The sequence below is a fragment of the Streptomyces sp. NPDC006602 genome (assembly GCF_042870385.1).
Classification (GTDB): Bacteria; Actinomycetota; Actinomycetes; order Streptomycetales; family Streptomycetaceae; genus Streptomyces.
Window position 1 is genome coordinate 1 of sequence record NZ_JBIAHG010000022.1, and the last position, 18,646, is coordinate 18,646.

The following is an 18,646-nucleotide window of genomic DNA, read 5'->3' on the forward strand; positions in this document are numbered from 1 at the left end:
ACGCCCGGTTACATTCCGAACCCGGAAGCTAAGCCTTACAGCGCCGATGGTACTGCAGGGGGGACCCTGTGGGAGAGTAGGACGCCGCCGAACAATTTTTGGAAGGACCCCTGGTCCCCAGCGTTCAGCTGGGGCCAGGGGTCCTTTTTGTTTTTCCGGAGCGCGCCGGGTACTCGGCTGCGCGAGAATGACTTGCAGTACCGAAGACAGGAGTCACCCATGTCCACCAACTCTCCCGACGACCGACCGGAGCGCGACCAGCGGCCACGGGACAGTGGTGACCGGGGCGACCGCAGCGACCGGGGTGACCGAGGCGGTTCCCGCGGAGAGCGGGGCGGCCCCCGCCGCGGCAACGACCGCCGGGACAATGACCGTGCCGGTTCCGACCGTGGCAGCAATGACCGCGGCAGTTACGTCCGTCGAGATGATCGCCGTGATGGCGGTGACCGTGGAGACCGCGGTGGCTTCCGCCGTGATGACAATCGCGGCGGGCAACCGCGCCGTGACGACAGTCGTGGAGGGTTCCCGCGCCGGGACGACCGCCGTGACGACAGTCGTGGAGGGCTTCCTCGCCGAGACGACCGCCGTGATGACCGTCGGAGCGATGACCGTGGGGACCGCGGTGGCTTCCGCCGGGACGACAACCGCGGTGGGTACAGCGGTGGTCGGCGTGACGATCGGCGCGACGACAGCCGTGGGTCCCGCCCGGCGTTTCACCGCGACGACCGTCCCGCCGGCCCGCGCCGCGACGACCGTCCCGCCGGCCCGCGCCGCGACGACCGTCCCGCCGGCCCGCGTCGGGATGACCGTTCCGCTGGGCCGCGCAGGGACGACCGTCATGCTGGGCCGCGCAGGGACGACCGTGACCGTGGCTTCCGGCGAGACAGTGACCGTCCCTCCTTCCGCCGTGACGGTGACCGTCCTCCCTTCCGCCGTGACGACCGCCCCGACCGTGGGGATCGTGTAGAGCGTCGGGACGACAACCGCGGTGGGTTCAGCGGTGGTCGGCGTGACGACCGCCGGGGTGATGACCGTGGCGGCTTCGGTCGCCGCGATGACCGGCGTGACGATCGTCGTGATGACCGCCGTGACAGCGGTGACCGTGGTGGTTTCCGTCGTGATGACCGTGACCGTGACCGTCCCGCCTTCCGCACCGATGACCGTGACCGTGGTGTCCGCCGTGACGATCGTGGTGACCGTGGCGATCGCGGTGGTTTCCGCCGTGACGACCGGCGTGACGATCGCCGTGATGACCGTCGGAGCGACGACCGTGGGGACCGCGGTGGTTTCCGTCGCGACGACCGGCGTGATGATCGGCGCGACGACAGCCGTGGTGACCGGGGCGGTGAGCGGGGTGGATTCCGTGGTCGCGATGACCGTGGCGGCCCCGGTGGGCCCCGGCGCGACGACCGTGGTGGACGTCCCGGCGGCTTCCGTGGTCGTGACGACCGGCGCGGCGGTGACGACCGGCGTGGTGGCGGGCGTTTCCGGGACGAGCGCGACCGGGACAGGGAGCCGATCAGGCGGCTCCCGATCCCCGAGGACGTCACGGGCGAGGAGATCGACAAGGACGTACGGCAGGAGCTTCAGAGTCTGCCGAAGGGGCTCGCCGAGGACGTCGCCAAGAACCTGGTGATGGTGGCGCGGCTCATCGACGAGGACCCCGAGACGGCCTACGCCTACTCGAAGGTGGCCCTGCGGCTGGCGTCGCGCGTCGCTGCCGTACGAGAGGCCGGCGGGTTCGCGGCGTACGCGAACCAGAAGTACAGCGAGGCGCTCGCGGAGTTCCGGGCCGCGCGGCGGATGACCGGCGGTGTCGACCTGTGGCCCGTCATGGCGGACTGCGAGCGTGGGCTCGGGAGGCCGGAGAAGGCGCTGGAGATGGCCGGGGCGCCCGAGGTGCACAAGCTGGACAAGGCCGGGCAGGTCGAGATGCGGCTCGTCGCGGCCGGCGCCCGTCGGGACATGGACCAGCTCGACGCGGCCATCGTGACGCTGCAGAGCCCCGAGCTGGCCTCCAACTCCGTACAGCCGTGGACCGCGCGGCTGCGGTACGCGTACGCGGACGCACTGCTGGCGGCCGGTCGTGAAGGTGAAGCACGGGAGTGGTTCGCGAAGGCCGCGGAGGCCGACAAGGACGGCAGTACGGACGCGTCGGACAGGCTTGCCGAGATGGACGGTGTGGAGTTCGTCGACGCCTTCGACGAGAGTGAGGCGGAGGCCGAGGCGGAGGCTGAGGAGGACGTTGCGTCCCGGGAAGCGCCCGCGCAGGCCGTCGAGGTCGCTGCGGTTGCTGAGGACTCCGTGGACTCCCAGGACTCCGAGGCAGACCAGGACGACGACGAGGCCGACGAGGACGACCACAAGGACTGACGTTCCTGAGTGAAAGGGCGGGACCCCATGACCGGGGTCCCGCCCTTTCGCATGTCATGCGTCCAGCGCGCGCAGTACCAGGCCCGAGGCCGGCTTCGGGCCGAACGACGTCGACTTGCGGGGCATCGTGACGCCCTGTCGGGCGAGGTCGCGTACGACCTCCTCGAGGACCGGGTGCATCAGGACCGCCGTACCGCCGTCGCGTTCCGCTTTGTCGACCGTGGCGGCCGTGTCGTGGATGTAGGCGATGTGGGCGGGGGAGTCCTCGGGGATGTGCCAGACGTGGTCGAGGAGGGTGGCGTGCAGGACCGTGGCGTCCAGGGTGCGCCAGGCCGACGGGCGGTCCGCGGGGATCGTGCGGGCCAGCAGGGCCGGGTCCGGGCGGTCGACGAGGTGGAAGGCGCCGTCGCCGGCGAGCAGGAAGGCGTTGCCCGCGCAGGCCGCGTCGGCCAGGGCTTCCAGTGCCTCGGCCAGCGGGATTTCCAGGCGGCGGATGCGGAAGAGGTCCTCCAGGGGCGCCAGGGCCGCCGTGACCGGCAGGCCGTGCAGGAGGCGGTGGATGGCGCGGACGCGCAGGGGGTAGTGGGCCGTGTCGACGAGGAGGACCAGGCCGTAGTCCCAGGCGCTGGGAGAGGGGTGCTCCGCGCGTAGCCGCCGGTAGGTGGCCCAGCGGTGGTGGCCGTCGGCGATCAGGGCCTGGTGGTGGGCCAGGTCGGCGCGGACGCGGGCCAGGTCGGCGGGGTCGGTGACCGACCACAGGCGGTGGCTGAAGCCGTCCTCCGTGGTCGTCGCCAGCAGCGGCGGTAGTGCGGCCGTGCGCTCGACCACCTCGGCGGTGACGGACGCCGAACCGTTGCCGCGGTACGTCAGAAGCAGGGGCTCCAGGTTCGCGGAGGTGGCGCGCATCAGGGCGGCGCGGTCGGCGACGACGTGCGGTATGACGTCCTCGTGGGGCAGGACCACGCCCTCCGAGGGCTCCGACAGGCGCAGGGCGCCCATGATGCCGCGCTGGAGCAGGCCTTCGCCGTCGCGCTGTTCGTAGACGTACAGGCCCGGTTCGGTGTCGGTGGTCAGGACGCCCTCGGACAGCCAGCGGCGCAGGGTGTCGGCGGCTTGTTCGTTGCGGACACTGGGCGTGGCGGCCTGGGGCAGGATCAGCCGGACGATGTTGTACGGGTCGGCGGACTGGAGGTGGTGCAGGCCGTCGGGGCGGACCACGACGTCGTACGGCGGGGAGGTCACGGCGGCCAGGCTGCCGACCCGGTCGGGGTCGTAACGCAGGCCACGGAACGGGGTGAGCTCCAGGCCTCGGCGCGCCGTTGCTTCCGAGTGACCCGCTGTGTTCATCCCGGCATCGTACGTGTGTCAGTGGCATGCGCGATGATCGGGGGAAAGCGAGTGAACGAGGAGCGATGCGGAATGAGCCAGGGCGTCAGGACGAAGCCCGAGGGCAGTGGTCAGGCCCTGAGCGAGGCGTACGACACGGCCCTGCTCGACCTGGACGGGGTGGTGTACGCGGGCGGCAACGCGATCGCGTACGCGGTCGAGTCGCTCGCCACCGCGCGGGCGGGCGGGATGCATCTCGCGTACGTCACCAACAACGCGCTTCGGACGCCCGACGCCGTTGCCGACCACCTCACCGAGCTGGGCATACCGACGGGGGCGTCGGACGTGATCACCTCCGCGCAGGCGGTCGCCCGGCTGATCGCCGAGCAGGTGCCGGCGGGTGCGCGGGTGCTGGTGATCGGTGGGGAGGGGCTGCGGGTGGCGTTGCGCGAGCGCGGGCTTGAGCCGGTGGAATCGGCGGATGACGATCCTTTGGCGGTCGTGCAGGGGTACGGCGGGCCCGAGTTGCCGTGGGGGCGTTTCGCGGAGGCGTGTTACGCCATCGCGCGCGGGGTGCCGTGGTTCGCGTCCAACACGGATCTGACGATTCCCAGTGCGCGCGGGATCGCGCCGGGCAATGGCGCGGCGGTGGAGGTCGTACGCATCGCCACGGGTGCCGAGCCGCAGGTGGCGGGCAAGCCGTTGCCGCCGATGCACCGGGAGACGGTCCTGCGGACCGGGGCGAAGAGGCCGCTGGTGGTCGGGGACCGGCTGGACACGGACATCGAGGGCGCGTTCAACGGAGACGTGGACTCGCTGCTCGTCCTGACCGGGGTGACGGACGGCCGGCAGTTGCTCGCCGCGCCGCCGCAGCACCGGCCGACGTATGTCGACGCCGATCTGCGGGGGATGCTCACCGGGCAGCCGGAAATCACCGAGCAGGGTGACGGCTTCCGGTGCGGTGGGTGGACGGCGCGGGCCGGCGCCGAGTTGCTGGAACTCGACGGTGACGGCGAGGCTCTGGACGGCTTGCGCGCGCTGTGCGCGGCGGCCTGGACGGCGGCCGGTGAAGGTGTGTGCGAGCTGGACGGGGGGAAGGCGCTGGCACGACTGGGTTTGTGAGCCGTCGGGATGTCTACCCGAGCGGGGGCTCGACGGAGGCTCGTACCTGTGAGCCTATGGCCCTGCGAGCGTCCTGCACGGAATCGTGGCTGAATGCGAGGGTAGGCTAACCTAACTGCGTGTTGGTTGACAGTCCTCCCGAACAGCGCGCGGAGACCGCCCCCGCGCCACCGACCCGCCGGGCGATACGTGCTTTTGGGCTGCTCGTCTCCCTGCTGATCCTGATGCTCGTCGCGTTGGCGAGCATCGCGATCGGGGCGAAGGCGTTGTCCATGGGGCAGGTCTGGCACGGCCTGTTCCAGGACTCGGGAACCTATGGCGACGTCGTGGTCGCCGACCGGATCTCACGGACCGTGCTGGGACTGCTCGCCGGTGCCGCCCTCGGCCTGTCCGGGGCCGTGCTCCAGGTGCTCACGCGCAACCCGCTGGCCGATCCGGGGCTCCTCGGCATCAACGCGGGTGCGTCCGCCGCGGTCGTCACCGCCATCACGTTCTTCGGTGTCACCTCGCTGAGCGGCTACGTCTGGTTCGCGTTCGTCGGTGCGGCCGCGGTCGGGGCGCTGGTCTGGTTCCTCGGCGGCAGCCGGGGAGCGACACCGGTGCGCCTGGCCCTCGCCGGCACCGCGATCAGCGCCGCGCTCTACGGCTACCTCCAGGCTGTGATGATCATGGACGACGTGGCCCTGTCCAGGATGCGCTTCTGGACCGTCGGTTCGCTGGGCTCGGCGACCAACTCGGCCGTCCTGCAGGTGCTGCCGTTCCTCGCGGTGGGCACCCTCCTCGCGCTGACGCTCGCCCGGCCCCTGAACGCCATGGAGATGGGCGACGACACCGCCAAGGCGCTCGGCGCCAATCTCAACCGCACCCGGGCGCTGGCCATGCTCTCCGCGACCATGCTGTGCGGGGCGGCGACCGCCGCGTGCGGGCCGATCATGTTCGTAGGGCTGATGGTCCCGCACGTCGTACGGTCCTTCACCGGGCCCGACCTGCGCTGGATCCTGCCGTACGCGACCATCCTGTCGCCCGTGCTGCTGCTCGGTGCCGATGTCATCGGCCGGATCGTCGCCCGGCCCTCGGAGCTCCAGGTCGGCATCATCACCGCGATCATCGGCGGTCCGGTCTTCATCTATCTCGTACGACGGCGGAGGACGGCGCAGCTGTGAAGACCAACCGTGCCATCAGGACGCCGGGCGGGCTCTCGCTCCGTGTGGACCTCCGTGCCGTCACCGTCGTGGGCCTGCTGCTGCTCGCCGCGCTCGCCGCGAGCGTCGTGCTGATCGGTACCGGCGACTTCCCGATCCCTGCCGCCGACGTGCTGAAGACGCTCGCCGGCGACGGCAACGCGGGACAGGAGTTCATCGTCAACGAGCTGCGGCTGCCGCGGGTCCTCGTCGGGCTCCTGGTCGGCGCCTCGCTGGGGGTCGGGGGTGCGCTGTTCCAGGCCATCTCCCGCAATCCGCTGGGCAGTCCGGACGTGCTCGGGCTCGGGCAGGGGGCCACGGCCGGTGCGCTCGTGATGATCGTGCTGTTCTCCGGCAGCTCGCTGCAGGTCACCCTCGGTGCGCTCGTGGGCGGTCTCGCGACCGGGTTCGCCATCTATCTGCTCGCCTGGAAGCGGGGTGTACATGGTTACCGACTGGTCCTGGTCGGTATCGGTGTCTCCGCGATCGTCACCGCGATCAACGGCTATCTGCTCACCATGTCCGACATCGTCGACGCCGCCCGTGCGGTCGTCTGGATGACCGGATCGCTCAACGGGCGTGACTGGGACCAGGTCTGGCCGCTGCTCACGCTGTGCGCCGTGCTCGTGCCGCTCGTCCTCGCCAACGCGCGCGGGCTGCGGATGATGGAGATGGGCGACGACGTGTCGTACGCCCTCGGGGTGCGTGTCGAGCGCGTACGGATGCTGCTGCTGGTCGCCGCCGTGCTGCTGACCGCGACCGCCACCGCGGCCGCCGGACCCGTCAGCTTCGTGGCGCTCACCGCGCCGCAGCTGGCCCGCCGGCTGACCCGCTCCCCCGGCCCGAACCTGCTGCCGTCCCTGTGCATGGGCGCCGCCCTCCTGGTCGCCGCCGACTGGATCTCGCAGCGGACCTTCGGCGCCGACCAGGTGCCCGTCGGCGTGGTCACCGGTGTCCTCGGCGGCCTCTACCTGCTGTGGCTGCTGGTCACCGAGCGCAGGGCGGGCCGGATATGAGCCCGCGGAAGCCGCCGACGAGCCCGCAGCAGGAAACCCGGCCCGAGACGCGCGGCACGGCGAACGAGAACACCCGAAGGAGCCCTGTGAACCGCCTGTCCGCCGAGAACGTGACTCTCGCCTACGACCAGCGGGTCATCGCGGAGGAACTGTCGGTCGAGATACCCGACAACTCCTTCACCGTGATCGTCGGCCCGAACGCGTGCGGCAAGTCCACGCTGCTGCGGGCGCTGTCGCGGATGCTGAAGCCGAACCAGGGGCGGGTGCTCCTCGACGGCAACGTCATCCAGTCGATGCCGGCGAAGAAGGTCGCGCGCACCCTCGGGCTGCTCCCGCAGTCGTCGATCGCGCCCGACGGCATCACCGTCGCCGACCTCGTCGGCCGCGGCCGCTATCCGCACCAGGGCATCCTGCGCCAGTGGTCCACCGAGGACGAGCGGGTCGTACAGGAGTCGATGACCCAGACCGGGGTCGCCGAACTCGCCGACCGGTATGTCGACGAGCTGTCCGGCGGTCAGCGGCAGCGCGTGTGGATCGCGATGGCGCTCGCTCAGCAGACGCCGCTGCTGCTCCTCGACGAGCCGACGACCTTCCTCGACATCCAGCACCAGATCGACGTCCTCGACCTGTGCGCCGAGCTGCACGAGGAGCAGGGCCGCACACTGGTCGCGGTGCTGCACGACCTCAACCACGCCGCCCGGTACGCCACGCACCTGATCGCCCTGAAGGACGGCCGGATCATCGCCGAGGGCGCTCCGAACGACATCGTCACCGCCGGCCTCGTCGAGGAGGTCTTCGGGCTGCGCTGCCAGGTCATCGACGACCCGGAGACGGGGACGCCGCTGGTGGTGCCGGCGGCGCGGAAGGCGCGTACGGACGCGAAGGCCGACCTGGCGAAGGTGGCCGCTACAGAAGCTTCCTGAGGTGGAACAGGTCCCGTAGGGCCGCCTCCAGCTTCACCCGGCCCGAGCCCCAGGCCTTCGCGAAGTTCAGCTCGCCGTCGACCAGGGCCACCAGGTCGTCACCGGCCATGGTGAGTCTGATCTGGGCCTTCTCCGGCGGCGGGCCCTGCAGCGTGTCGTGGACGACGATCCGGCCGCCCGCCATGCGGCCGACGAACGTGATGTCCAGGTCGGTGATGCGGCAGCTGACCGAACGGTCCAGGGCGGCGGCCGTGGCGGCGTCGCCCTCGGCGGTCTGCATGTTGTCCGAGAGCTTCTCGAGTGCGGCGCGGCACTCCTCGATCGTGGCCATCGCGCTCGACGGTACCGCAGCGGTTCGAGGTAGCGTCTGGGCATGAACGACTCGGTTCCGGAGACGGAGACCTCCCAGGAGACGGCTCAGGCGCGGGCCGAGTACGACCCCGCCGCCCCCGCCCCGCTGGACGTGCCCCGCACGTCCACCGGCAACGCCGAGGTCGACGCCCAGCTCGAGCGGCTGGCCGATGCCGACCACCTCGCCACCGACGGACACGTCGAGGTGTACGAGGATGTACATCGGGGGCTGCGCGACGCGCTCACCGCGCTCGACGCCCGCCCGGGACCTCCGGCGCCCCCATCGCCGTACGGGAACAGGAGCTGAACCCAAGGTGGCAGGAGTCGCACGCCGTCGTCTCGACGCGGAGCTGGTCCGCCGGAAGCTGGCGCGCTCGCGCGAGCATGCGAGTCAGCTGATCGCCGCCGGGCGGGTCAGTGTCGGCAAGACCGTCGCGACCAAGCCCGCCACGCAGGTGGAGACCGCCGCGGCGATCGTGGTCGCGGCCGGCGACGGCGATCCCGACTACGTCTCGCGGGGCGGTCACAAGCTCGCCGGTGCGCTCAAGGCGTTCGTACCGGAGGGGCTGGTTGTCGAGGGGCGGCGGGCGCTGGACGCCGGTGCGTCCACCGGCGGTTTCACGGATGTGCTGCTGCGCGCGGGGGCCGCGCACGTCGTCGCTGTCGACGTCGGGTACGGGCAACTCGCGTGGTCTCTGCGGAGCGATGAACGCGTCACCGTCAAGGACCGTACGAACGTACGCGAGTTGACGCTTGAAGTGATCGATGGGGAGCCTGTGGATCTTGTCGTGGGGGATCTGTCCTTCATCCCGCTCGGGCTGGTGCTGCCCGCCCTGGTGCGGTGCGTGAAGCCGGACGCCGATCTGGTGATGATGGTCAAGCCGCAGTTCGAGGTGGGGAAGGAGCGGCTGGGCAGTGGGGGAGTCGTACGGAGTCCGCAGCTGCGCGCCGAGGCCGTGCGGGCGGTGGCCCGGCGGGCGTGGGATCTCGGGCTCGGCGTGAAGGGTGTCACCGCCAGCCCGTTGCCCGGGCCGTCCGGGAATGTCGAGTATTTTCTCTGGCTGCGGTCGGGTGCACCCGAACTGGACCCGGCCGACGTCGATCGTGCAGTGGCGGAGGGGCCGCGTTGACCCAGAACCGAGCTCGTACTGTTTTCCTGCTCGCCCACACCGGGCGGCCCGCGGCGATCCGCAGCGCCGAACTGGTGGTGAAGGGGCTGCTGCGCGAGGGCATCGGCGTGCGCGTCCTGGAGGCGGAGGCGCTGGATCTGCCGCTGCCGGAAGAAGTGGAGCTCGTCAAGGAGGCGACTCCGCAGTGCCTCGACGGGTGCGAGTTGCTCATCGTGCTGGGCGGTGACGGGACGCTGCTGCGCGGCGCCGAGTTCGCCCGTGCGTCCGGAGTGCCGATGCTCGGCGTCAACCTCGGGCGGGTCGGATTCCTCGCCGAGGCCGAGCGGGACGATCTCGACAAGGTCGTCGAGCGGGTGGCGACGAAGGCGTACGAGGTCGAGGAGCGGATGACCGTCGACGTCGTCGTGCATCGCAACGGCGACATCGTGCATACGGACTGGGCCTTGAACGAGGCGGCCGTGCAGAAGGCCGGCGCCGAGAAGCTGCTGGAAGTCGTGCTGGAGATCGACGGGCGGCCGGTCACCGGGTTCGGGTGTGACGGAATCGTGCTGTCGACTCCCACCGGTTCGACGGCTTACGCGTTCTCGGCGGGCGGGCCTGTGGTGTGGCCCGAGGTCGAGGCGTTGCTGATGGTGCCGATCAGTGCGCACGCGTTGTTCGCGAAGCCGTTGGTGACGTCGCCGGATTCTGTGCTGGCGGTGGAGGTTCTGCCGCATATCCCGCCGGGTGTGCTGTGGTGTGACGGGCGGCGGACTGTGGAGTTGCCGCCGGGGGCGCGGGTCGAGGTGCGGCGGGGGGCTGTGCCGGTGCGGCTGGCTCGACTGCATCACGCGTCGTTCACCGATCGGCTTGTGGCGAAGTTCGCGTTGCCGGTTTCTGGGTGGCGGGGGGCCCCGCACTAGCGCCGCCGGAGGGGGTGCGGGGTTGTTCACGCGGCTGCGGACCGGATGTGGCTTCTCGCGCCCACGCGGCGGAGCCGCATATCGATACAGCCCCGCGCCCCTGAGTACGTCCACTCACCTGGGTGACATGCGAGGTCGGTGCGCATTCGTTACCTGCACCTTCACATGTCAGGGGCGGGGGCCGTCGCACTTCCCCTCCCTGACCTCGTAAGGTCGTGTCCGTGTTGGAGGAGATGCGGATACGGTCGCTCGGAGTCATCGACGATGCGGTCGTCGAGCTGTCGCCGGGGTTCACCGCTGTCACGGGTGAGACGGGTGCGGGCAAGACCATGGTGGTCACCAGCCTCGGGCTGCTGCTCGGTGGGCGGGCCGACGCGGCGCTCGTGCGGATCGGGGCCAAGAACGCGGTCGTGGAGGGGCGGATCAGCATGTCCCCGGACGCCACGGCCGCCGTACGGGCCGAGGAGGCCGGCGCGGAGCTCGACGACGGGGCGCTGCTGATCAGCCGTACCGTTTCCGCCGAAGGGCGGTCCCGGGCACACCTGGGCGGGCGCAGCGTGCCCGTGGGGGTGCTTGCCGAGCTCGCCGACGAACTGGTGGCCGTGCACGGGCAGACCGATCAGCAGGGGCTGCTGAAGCTGTCCCGGCAGCGGCAGGCGCTGGACCGGTACGCGGGGGACGCGGTCGCCGGGCCGTTGGCCAAGTACACCGAGGCCTATCGGCGGCTGCGGGCCGTCTCCGTCGAGCTCGAGGAGATCACCACGCGCGCGCGGGAGCGGGTCCAGGAGGCCGACATGCTGCGCTACGGCCTCGACGAGATCGCCGGCGTCGAGCCGCGCGCCGGGGAGGACGTGGAGCTGGCGGAGGAGGCGGAGCGGCTCGGGCACGCGGAGGCCCTGGCGTCCGCCGCCACGGCCGCTCACGCCGCGGTTGCCGGTAATCCCGAGGACCCAGAGGGCATCGACGCCGCCACGCTCGTGGCGGGCGCGCAGCGGGCCCTGGACGCCGTGCGGTCGTACGACCCGGCGTTGGCCGGGCTCGCCGACCGGATCGGGGAGATCGGGATCCTGCTCGGTGATGTGGCGGGGGAGCTCGCCGGTTACGCCGACGACCTGGACGCCGATCCGCTGCGGCTGGCGGCCGTCGAGGAGCGGCGGGCCGCGCTGACCGCGCTGACGCGGAAGTACGGAGAGAACGTCGCCGCGGTGCTCGACTGGGCGGAGCGCAGTGCCGCCCGGCTCACCGAGCTGGACGGCGACGACGAGCGGATCGGGGAGCTGACCGCCGAGCGGGACGCGCTGCGGACCGAACTGGGCGGGCTGGCGCAGGCGTTGACGGACGCGCGCACGGAGGCCGCCGAGCACTTCGCCGCCGCCGTGACCGCCGAGCTGGCCTCGCTGGCGATGCCGCACGCGCGCGTGTCCTTCGACATCCGGCAGACCGAGGATCCGGAGGGTGTCGAGGTCGGCGGGCGCGCGGTCGCGTACGGGCCGGCCGGTGTCGACGAGGTCGAGCTGCTGCTGGCCCCGCATCCGGGGGCGCCGCCCCGGCCGATAGCCAAGGGCGCGTCGGGTGGTGAACTGTCGCGTGTGATGCTGGCGGTGGAGGTCGTCTTCGCCGGAACCGATCCCGTGCCGACCTATCTCTTCGACGAGGTCGACGCCGGTGTCGGTGGCAAGGCGGCGGTGGAGATCGGGCGGCGGCTGGCCAGGCTCGCGAAGACCGCGCAGGTCGTCGTCGTGACGCACCTGCCGCAGGTGGCCGCCTTCGCCGACCGGCAGCTGCTGGTGGAGAAGACCGACGACGGGTCCGTGACCCGGTCCGGCGTGAAGGTGCTGGAGGGCGAGGAGCGGGTCCGGGAGCTGTCCCGGATGCTGGCCGGGCAGGAGGACTCCCAGACGGCCCGGGCACATGCGGAGGAGTTGCTGGCGACGGCCAGGGCGGACTTGTGACGAGCTGACCGGACACGGTGGTCGCCCCGTCGTTCGGTCGATCCGACAGAGCACCACCAGCGCGGAGAACAGGTCGGCTCCGCGAACAGGGAGGGGCGCGTGGCCACCGAGATCCGGCAGAGCGTGATCCGGCTCGCCCGTGGGCTGAGCGCTGAGCGCCCCGCGGACGGTCCCAGCCTCGACAAGAGCAGTGTCCTGGGGCATCTGCGGCGCAACGGCCCCATGTCGGCCGGTGCCCTCGGCGCCGTCGACCACCGGCGGCCGCAATCGCTGACCCGGGTCTTCGCCGAGCCCGAACGCGACGGCCTGATCAGCCGGACCCGTGACAGCCGCGACGGGCGGCAGCGGGTGCCGAAGCTGTCGGAGGCGGGTCACGAGGTCCTCGCCCGGGGCTTGGCACAGCGGGACGTATGGCTCGAATTCGCCCTGGCCGACCTCGCCGGGACAAAGCGGCAGCTCCTGCTGCTCGCCGCCCGTCCGATGAACCGTCTCGCCGACCGGCCGTCCGCCGCGCCCGGCCGTACGATCCCACCCAGCTGACGGAGGCTGCCGTGTCCTGGTCCGACCACGCCATCTGGTGGCACGTCCATCCACTGGGCTTCCTCGGCGCGGAGCGCACCGCCCTGCCCCCGGACGAGCCGCCACGTCACCGGCTGCCTGCCCTCGCCGGCTGGCTGGACCACCTGATCGCGCTGGGCTGCAACGGCCTCGCCCTCGGCCCCGTCTTCGCCTCCGAGACCCATGGCTACGACACGACCGACCACTTCCGGATCGATCCCCGCCTGGGCACCGAGAAGGACCTGACCGAACTCGTCGAGCGCGCCGCCTCCCGCGGGGTGCGGGTCCTGCTGGACGGAGTCTTCAACCACGTGGGCCGGTCCTTCGGCCCCTTCGTCGACGTGGCGCGACACGGCACGGCTTCGGCGTACGCCGACTGGTTCGTCCCCGAAGGCGACGACTTCCGTGTCTTCGAGGGCCACCGTCACCTGGTGGCCCTCGACCATACGTCCCCCGTCGTCGCCGACCACGTCGTCGCCGTCCTCGACCACTGGCTCGACCGGGGTGTCTCCGGCTGGCGGCTGGACGCCGCGTACGCCGTCCCCCCGGCCTTCTGGCGCACCGTCACCGACCGCGTCCGGGCCCGCCATCCCGAAGCCTGGTTCAGCGGCGAGGTGATCCACGGCGACTATGCCGAGTACGTCACCGAGAGCGGGCTGGACTCCGTGACGCAGTACGAACTGTGGAAGGCGATCTGGAGTTCGCTGAACGACACCAACCCGCACGAGCTCGCCTGGGCGCTCCAGCGCCACAACGCCATGCTGGACGTCTTCGCCCCGCAGACGTTCGTCGGCAATCACGACGTCACCCGCATCGCCAGCCGCCTGCGTGAGTCCGGGCATCTGGCGCACGCCCTCACGGTGCTGTTCACGGTCGGTGGGATCCCGTCCGTCTACGCCGGCGACGAACGCGCGTGGCAGGGCGTCAAGGAGGAACGCGAGGGCGGGGACGACGCGATCCGGCCGGCCTTTCCCGCCGATCCGTCCGGTCTGGGCACCGAGGGGTTGTCCGTCGAGCGACTCCACCAGACCCTGGTCGGCATCCGGCGACGCCACGCGTGGCTCGTCCGCGCCCGGACCCAGGTCCACACCCTCGACAACGCCGTGCTCACCTACACCGCCGACGATCCCGGCACCGGCGCGGCCGTCGCCGTCGCGCTCAACTTCGGTACGACGCCCGCCGAGGGCCGCGTTCCCCCCGCTCACTGGACACACGCGGCGGGCGACCCCGTCATCGACCCCGCCACCGGTTCCGTGTCGCTGCGCCCGCTCGGCTGGTGCGTCGCCACGGTGTCGTAGACCGGCGCTGATCCTCCGAGAAGATGTCGCCGGAACAAGCGGGGGCGCACGCTCCCGAGACCGACATGCGCGGGCACATACGTGCGGAAACCACACCCTCCCTCACTCGTGTGGGTGAGCAGACCTGCCGTGTCTGCGGGCCGGCCGGTTGCCGGCGTTCCCGGAACACTCGTATGTCCTGGCATCCTTGGCGTAGAACGCAGTAACGCGTAGGAAGCGCGCGGTACACCCCTCCGCACGACACCTTCTGTACGTTTCCTCGTGACCGCCCGACGCCGAACCAGGAGCCCCGGCCACGTGACCCCCGTGAGCAGCCACTCACCGCACGGCCAGTCGCCGCTGCGCACCGTACAGGTGCTCGGCGGAGGCAACGCCGGCAGCAGCGCGCATGTGCGCTCCCTGACCTCGGGGCTGGTCGCGCGGGGCGTGCGGGTCACGGTGTGCGCCCCCGTCGAGGCGGATCACGCCTACGACTTCACCGGGGCCGGCGCCGAGCACGTACACGTGCCGCGCAGCAGCGACCCGGGCTCCGTGGCCGCACTGCGGGCGGCGTGCACGAACGCCGACCTGGTGCACGCGCACGGGTTGCACGCCTCCTTCCGCGCGGTGCTCGCGCTCAGCGGGCGGCGCACCCCGCTCATCGTCACCTGGCACGACCGGGCGTACGCCGAGGGCGCACGCGCCCATTTCCTACGCCTGTTGGAGCGGCGGGTGGTGAAGGCCGCCGCCGTGGTCCTCGGCACCACCTCAACCCTCGTGGACCGGGCCCGCCGCACGGGCGCGCGGGACGCCCGGCTCGCCGCCGTCGCACTGCCCGGGCCCCGCAGGACCGTCGAGCAGGATGATCCCGACCGGCTGCGGCCCAAGGTCCGGGCCGAACTCGGCGCCACCGGACGCCCGTTGCTGATGGCCGTCGGCTCCCTCGACCGGCACCGGGGCTACGGCCTGCTGCTGGACGCCACACGCGCGTGGCGCCGCCTCGACCCCGTGCCACTGGTGGTGATCGCGGGGGAGGGGCCGCTGCGCGCGGAGTTGCAGCGGCGGATCGAGGACGAGGGGCTGCCGGTCCGGCTCATCGGCCGGCGCGACGACGTCACCGAGCTGCTCGCCGCGGCCGACCTCGCGCTGCTGCCGAGCAGTGGGGAGTCGCGGGACGTCCTCGCGCAGGAGGCCCTCCGCGCGCGCGTGCCGCTCGTCGCCACCGACGCGGGCGGCATCCCCGAACTCGTCGGTGACGCGGCCGAACTCGTCCCGGACGGGGACGCGGAGGCCTTCGCGGACGCCGTCGAACGGCTGCTCGGCGACCCCGAGCGGCAGGAGCTGCTCAGGGACAAGGGCCACCGCCAGGCGGCCACTTGGCCGACCGAGGACGAGACGGTCGCCCAGGTGCTCAGCGTCTATGACGAGTTGACCAAGCCGCAGCCGCTGATCTAGGAGCGCCGGCCTGAGGCAGGACTAAGACACGAGCCGACGCGCCCGCAGGGCCAGGCTCAACGCCAGTACCGTCTGCGGGTCGTCGAGGTCGGTGCCCAGCAACTCGCCGATGCGGGCGAGGCGGTTGTACAGCGTCTGCCGGTTGAGGTGCAGTTCGCGAGCCGTCTCCGCCTTGCGGCCCGCGTGTGCCAGGTAGGTCTGCAGGGTGGGCAGCAGCGGCGGCTTGGAGCGGTCGTCGTGGTCGCGGACCGGGCCGATCGCGCGGTCCACGAAGGCCGCCAGGTCCGGATGGTCGCGCAGCCGCCACAGGAGCAGGTCGATGTCCAGGCGACGGGCGTCGTACCAGGGCCGGTCCGACAGCCCCTGTGCCGCCGTCGCCGTCTCCGCCGCATGCCTGAGGCCCGCCGAGGCCGCCGCCCAGCCGCCCGCCACCCCCACGACCACCACCGGCGGCTGCGCCCCCGGCCGTTGCATGCCGGCCCGCTCCACGCCCGCCCTGAGCGCCGCCGCGACCCGGTCCGCGACCGCCGACCGCTCCGACTCCGAACGCAGGCCCAGCAGCAGCGGGACACGGCCCTCGACGGGGCGTACGCCCAACAGGACCGGCACTCCCACGGCGGCCAGCTCCTCCGCGACCGCGCGCGCCAGGACCGCCCAGCCTCCCCCACTCTCGGCTCCGCTCGAGCGGGCGGTACCCCCATCCGAGGAAAGTGCGTCGCCCAGCCGCATCACCACGGGAAGCAGCGGGCTGTCCCCCGGTTTGAAGCCCAGCACGCGCGCCTGCGCGGGCGCGTCCTGCGCCGCGATGCGCCCCTCGGCGAGGTCGGTCAGGAAATCGCCCCGTCCCCGCGCCGCCAGTTCCTCCTCCTGCCGTGCCTGCATCAGGACCACGGCCAGGATGCCCGCGGCCCGTTCGGCGGCCATCCGGTGCACCGGCGCGAGTGGAGCCCGTACGGGCAGCAGGACGAGGCGGGCCCGGACCGAGCCCGTCCCGGGCCCGCCGCCCGGCACGTCCACCAGGACGGAGCCCGCGGGCGGGGTGTCCTTGTGCCGGAGGCGCAGCCCCTCCCACACCTGGAGCGGGTCCGCACCCTCGGGGCCGGCCCCGGCGGCGTACAGGAGCCGGCCGTCGGTCGTCTCCAGGAAGACGGGGTTGTCACCGAAGTCGGCCAGGATGCCGAGTACCTGGGGGATCCCGCCACCGCCCAGCAAGGCCTCGGTGCACCGGCGGTGCACCTCCTCCGCACGCTGGAGCAGGGCGTAGTGGCCGTTGACGATCTCGGTGTGGATCTCCTCGGTGACCGCCACGAAGGCCACCTCGCGGTGCAGTTGGACCAGCGGCAGACCGGTCGCGCGTGCCGTATCGACGAGGGCGGCGGGCAGCCGGGTGAAGCGCGGGCCGAGCTCCACGACGAGGGCCGCGATACCGCGCTCGGCGAGGGTGCGCACGAAGGCGCGCTGCTCGGCCGGACGCGTGCCGAGGCCGTAGCCCGTGGTCAGCAGCAGTTCGCCGCCCTTGAGCAGAGAGGCGATGTGGGGCACCTCGCCCGCGTGCACCCAGCGCACGGTGCGCCCCAGCCGGTCGGCGCCGGCGAGGATCTCGGGCAGCCCGCTGCGCAGGCCGGGCAGCTCCAGAGCGCGCTGGACGGTGATCCCGGCGCCCTGCGTCTCGAATCCGTGGTCCGTGCGGCTCTCCATGCAGCGGACGCTACCTGCGCGCACGCCCCGGCAACATCTCCGAGCGACCACGCAGACGATCATCCGGGTTGGGACGATCGCCGTCGGGTAGCGGCGGGGCATGGACATCAGCGTGGTCGCCGTGGGGCGTGAGGACGACAGTCCGGTCGACGAGCCGTTGCGGGTGGCGGTGCTCGCCGACCGGCTCGGATATCGCGAGGTGTGGGCCGGTGAGGGGCCCACCTGGGACTCCTTCGTCCTGGCCACGGCGATCGGGCGGGCCACCGAACGGGTCGCGCTCTCCGCCGGTCCGGTCCCGGTGTCCGTGCGCGACCCGTTCACGATCGCCCGGGGTGCCGCGGGCGTCGCGGCCGTCACCGGCCGCCCGGCCGGGGTGGCGCTGGGCACGTCGAGCAAGCGGGTGGTCGAGGGCGTGCACGGGCGGCCCCGGGTGCGGCCGGCGGTCGTGCTGGAGGAGAGCGCGGCGGCCGTACGGCGATTTCTGCACGGTGTGCCGGGGGAGCCGGTCGTGCCGGACAGCCCCTTCCGGCGCCGGCTCCCGCAGCCCGGCGGGCAGCTCACCGTGGCGGCGTTCGGGGACCGCGCGATCGCCACGGCCGCCGCGCACGCCGACCGCATGCTGCTGGACATCGTCTCGCCGGAGCAGGTGCGCGTGCTGCGGGCCAAGCTGCTCGCGGCGGCCGAGCGGGCGGGCCGTACCGCGCCCACACTGGCCGCCTGGCTGCCCGCGGCCGTCGATCCGGAGCCGGAGTCCCTCGCCCAGGTCCTGGGAAGCATCGCCGGCTATCTGACCGTGCCGGGCTACAGCGACATGTTCACCGCGGCGGGCCTCGGCGAGGCGGTACAACTGGCCGCGGCCGGCGCCGACCGCGACACCCTGCTGCGCGCCCTCCCGCCCGAGGCCGCGAGGGTGGTCGGCCTGGTCGGGGACCTCGACACCGTACGGGCCCGGATCGACGCCTACGCCGAGGCCGGGCTCGACGAGATCGCCCTGGTGCCGGCCACCGCGGGCGACCCGGCGGGGGAGCGGACGCTGACGGCTCTCAGGCCGGCCTGACGTCGTGAAGCGGAAGACGTTGTCCGGGGCGTACTCCGCTTCACCGCCGCCATCCGCCGGGCGTTCTCGACACCCAGGCCGGCCACCACGCGACGTCGTCCTCGTCCTCGCAATGCGCGATCACCGCGGGCCGCCGGTCGATCATGCAGTTGTGGACGGTCCGGGCCTCGGCGTAGCCGGGATCCCCGGGAGCGAACACTGCACCGGTCAGATCCTCGCGCAGCGCGGCGAAGCTGCGCCCGCCTTCGACAGGGAAGCCATGGCCGCCCCCCTTCCGCACGGGGGGTTGGTGGCTTCCAGTCAGGTGGGCGCGCCGGGTCGGTCC

General features: G+C 72.3%; 18 protein-coding genes, 1 rRNA gene and 1 pseudogene. 16 read left to right on the plus strand and 4 right to left on the minus strand.

All coding sequences use genetic code 11. The features are described 5' to 3' along the window. The 4 genes from rrf to ACFYO2_RS35840 form a co-directional block, all read left to right on the plus strand. Nucleotides 1-93, plus strand: a 5S ribosomal RNA gene (gene rrf / locus ACFYO2_RS35825); the annotation flags it as partial. A 304-nt stretch (nt 94-397) separates the two neighbouring features. Next, the gene (locus tag ACFYO2_RS35830) at nt 398-967 is read left to right on the plus strand and encodes a hypothetical protein (protein ID WP_388358075.1); all 570 of its coding nucleotides are present in this window, start codon (nt 398-400) and stop codon (nt 965-967) included. A gap of 42 nt (nt 968-1,009) precedes the next feature. Further along, nucleotides 1,010-1,636, plus strand: a complete 627-nt coding sequence (locus tag ACFYO2_RS35835; RefSeq protein ID WP_388358078.1) for a hypothetical protein — start codon at nt 1,010-1,012, stop codon at nt 1,634-1,636. Beyond that, a complete protein-coding gene (locus tag ACFYO2_RS35840; RefSeq protein WP_388358058.1) occupies nt 1,519-2,373 on the plus strand; it encodes a hypothetical protein in 855 nt (284 codons plus the stop codon). Before ACFYO2_RS35835 ends, ACFYO2_RS35840 begins: the two co-directional genes overlap by 118 nt. Before the next feature lie 54 nt (nt 2,374-2,427). Here ACFYO2_RS35840 and ACFYO2_RS35845 read toward each other — a convergent pair whose 3' ends face one another. After that, entirely contained in the window at nt 2,428-3,720 is a 1,293-nt protein-coding gene (locus ACFYO2_RS35845; RefSeq protein WP_388357735.1) for a DUF1015 family protein, read from the minus strand. Nucleotides 3,721-3,792: 72 nt separating this feature from the next. On the opposite strand from ACFYO2_RS35845, the gene ACFYO2_RS35850 reads away from it, so the two are divergent. The 4 genes from ACFYO2_RS35850 to ACFYO2_RS35865 all read left to right on the plus strand — a co-directional run bounded on the left by ACFYO2_RS35850 (nt 3,793) and on the right by ACFYO2_RS35865 (nt 7,941). Further along, on the plus strand, nt 3,793-4,821 hold the full coding sequence (locus ACFYO2_RS35850) for an HAD hydrolase-like protein (protein WP_388357738.1): 1,029 nt from the start codon (nt 3,793-3,795) through the stop codon (nt 4,819-4,821). 119 nt (nt 4,822-4,940) lie between these two features. Continuing rightward, complete coding sequence (locus ACFYO2_RS35855) at nt 4,941-5,984, plus strand: FecCD family ABC transporter permease (RefSeq protein ID WP_388357741.1); 1,044 nt, start codon at nt 4,941-4,943, stop codon at nt 5,982-5,984. Beyond that, complete coding sequence (locus ACFYO2_RS35860) at nt 5,981-7,018, plus strand: FecCD family ABC transporter permease (protein WP_388357744.1); 1,038 nt, start codon at nt 5,981-5,983, stop codon at nt 7,016-7,018. The genes ACFYO2_RS35855 and ACFYO2_RS35860 overlap by 4 nt, the downstream gene beginning before the upstream one ends. Nucleotides 7,019-7,104: 86 nt before the next feature. Beyond that, entirely contained in the window at nt 7,105-7,941 is an 837-nt protein-coding gene (locus tag ACFYO2_RS35865) for an ABC transporter ATP-binding protein (protein WP_388357746.1), read from the plus strand. Here ACFYO2_RS35865 and ACFYO2_RS35870 read toward each other — a convergent pair. Continuing rightward, a complete protein-coding gene (locus tag ACFYO2_RS35870) occupies nt 7,925-8,272 on the minus strand; it encodes an SCP2 sterol-binding domain-containing protein (RefSeq protein ID WP_388357749.1) in 348 nt (115 codons plus the stop codon). The two genes, ACFYO2_RS35865 and ACFYO2_RS35870, sit on opposite strands and share 17 nt — an antisense overlap. Nucleotides 8,273-8,314: 42 nt before the next feature. Here ACFYO2_RS35870 and ACFYO2_RS35875 point away from each other — a divergent pair, with 42 nt between their 5' ends. The 7 genes from ACFYO2_RS35875 (at nt 8,315) to ACFYO2_RS35905 (ending at nt 15,566) form a co-directional block, all read left to right on the plus strand. Beyond that, nucleotides 8,315-8,599, plus strand: coding sequence for a hypothetical protein (locus ACFYO2_RS35875; RefSeq protein WP_388357752.1), 285 nt, complete (start codon nt 8,315-8,317; stop codon nt 8,597-8,599). A gap of 7 nt (nt 8,600-8,606) precedes the next feature. Further along, nucleotides 8,607-9,422, plus strand: a complete 816-nt coding sequence (locus ACFYO2_RS35880; RefSeq protein ID WP_388357755.1) for a TlyA family RNA methyltransferase — start codon at nt 8,607-8,609, stop codon at nt 9,420-9,422. Then, complete coding sequence (locus ACFYO2_RS35885) at nt 9,419-10,324, plus strand: NAD kinase (RefSeq protein WP_266442047.1); 906 nt, start codon at nt 9,419-9,421, stop codon at nt 10,322-10,324. The genes ACFYO2_RS35880 and ACFYO2_RS35885 overlap by 4 nt, the downstream gene beginning before the upstream one ends. A 233-nt stretch (nt 10,325-10,557) precedes the next feature. After that, entirely contained in the window at nt 10,558-12,276 is a 1,719-nt protein-coding gene (gene recN / locus ACFYO2_RS35890) for a DNA repair protein RecN (protein ID WP_388358060.1), read from the plus strand. A 99-nt stretch (nt 12,277-12,375) separates the two neighbouring features. Beyond that, a complete protein-coding gene (locus tag ACFYO2_RS35895; protein WP_388357758.1) occupies nt 12,376-12,816 on the plus strand; it encodes a MarR family transcriptional regulator in 441 nt (146 codons plus the stop codon). 11 nt (nt 12,817-12,827) lie between these two features. Continuing rightward, nucleotides 12,828-14,132, plus strand: coding sequence for an alpha-amylase family protein (locus ACFYO2_RS35900; RefSeq protein ID WP_388357761.1), 1,305 nt, complete (start codon nt 12,828-12,830; stop codon nt 14,130-14,132). Between the two features lie 297 nt (nt 14,133-14,429). Beyond that, nucleotides 14,430-15,566 (plus strand): glycosyltransferase family 4 protein, encoded by a 1,137-nt coding sequence (locus ACFYO2_RS35905; protein ID WP_388357763.1) that lies wholly within the window; start codon nt 14,430-14,432, stop codon nt 15,564-15,566. A 21-nt stretch (nt 15,567-15,587) separates the two neighbouring features. On the opposite strand, the gene ACFYO2_RS35910 is transcribed toward ACFYO2_RS35905, so the two are convergent. Continuing rightward, nucleotides 15,588-17,264, minus strand: coding sequence for a PucR family transcriptional regulator (locus tag ACFYO2_RS35910; RefSeq protein ID WP_388357766.1), 1,677 nt, complete (start codon nt 17,262-17,264; stop codon nt 15,588-15,590). A 100-nt stretch (nt 17,265-17,364) separates the two neighbouring features. On the opposite strand from ACFYO2_RS35910, the gene ACFYO2_RS35915 reads away from it, so the two are divergent. Then, nucleotides 17,365-18,321, plus strand: a complete 957-nt coding sequence (locus ACFYO2_RS35915; protein WP_388357769.1) for an LLM class F420-dependent oxidoreductase — start codon at nt 17,365-17,367, stop codon at nt 18,319-18,321. Between the two features lie 91 nt (nt 18,322-18,412). Here ACFYO2_RS35915 and ACFYO2_RS35920 read toward each other — a convergent pair. Then, nucleotides 18,413-18,582: pseudogene (locus ACFYO2_RS35920) on the minus strand (FAD-binding protein); the annotation flags it as partial. Between the last annotated feature and the right edge of the window lie 64 nt (nt 18,583-18,646).

What these genes read in the sequence shown, in the direction of transcription:
- ACFYO2_RS35850 (WP_388357738.1), top strand. Translation starts at nt 3,793, where the DNA reads ATGAGCCAGGGCGTCAGGACGAAGCCCGAGGGCAGTGGTCAGGCCCTG.
- ACFYO2_RS35845 (WP_388357735.1), bottom strand. Translation starts at nt 3,720, where the DNA reads ATGAACACAGCGGGTCACTCGGAAGCAACGGCGCGCCGAGGCCTGGAG.
- ACFYO2_RS35910 (WP_388357766.1), bottom strand. Translation starts at nt 17,264, where the DNA reads ATGGAGAGCCGCACGGACCACGGATTCGAGACGCAGGGCGCCGGGATC.
- ACFYO2_RS35915 (WP_388357769.1), top strand. Translation starts at nt 17,365, where the DNA reads ATGGACATCAGCGTGGTCGCCGTGGGGCGTGAGGACGACAGTCCGGTC.
- recN (WP_388358060.1), top strand. Translation starts at nt 10,558, where the DNA reads ATGCGGATACGGTCGCTCGGAGTCATCGACGATGCGGTCGTCGAGCTG.
- ACFYO2_RS35870 (WP_388357749.1), bottom strand. Translation starts at nt 8,272, where the DNA reads ATGGCCACGATCGAGGAGTGCCGCGCCGCACTCGAGAAGCTCTCGGAC.
- ACFYO2_RS35830 (WP_388358075.1), top strand. Translation starts at nt 398, where the DNA reads ATGACCGCGGCAGTTACGTCCGTCGAGATGATCGCCGTGATGGCGGTG.
- ACFYO2_RS35875 (WP_388357752.1), top strand. Translation starts at nt 8,315, where the DNA reads ATGAACGACTCGGTTCCGGAGACGGAGACCTCCCAGGAGACGGCTCAG.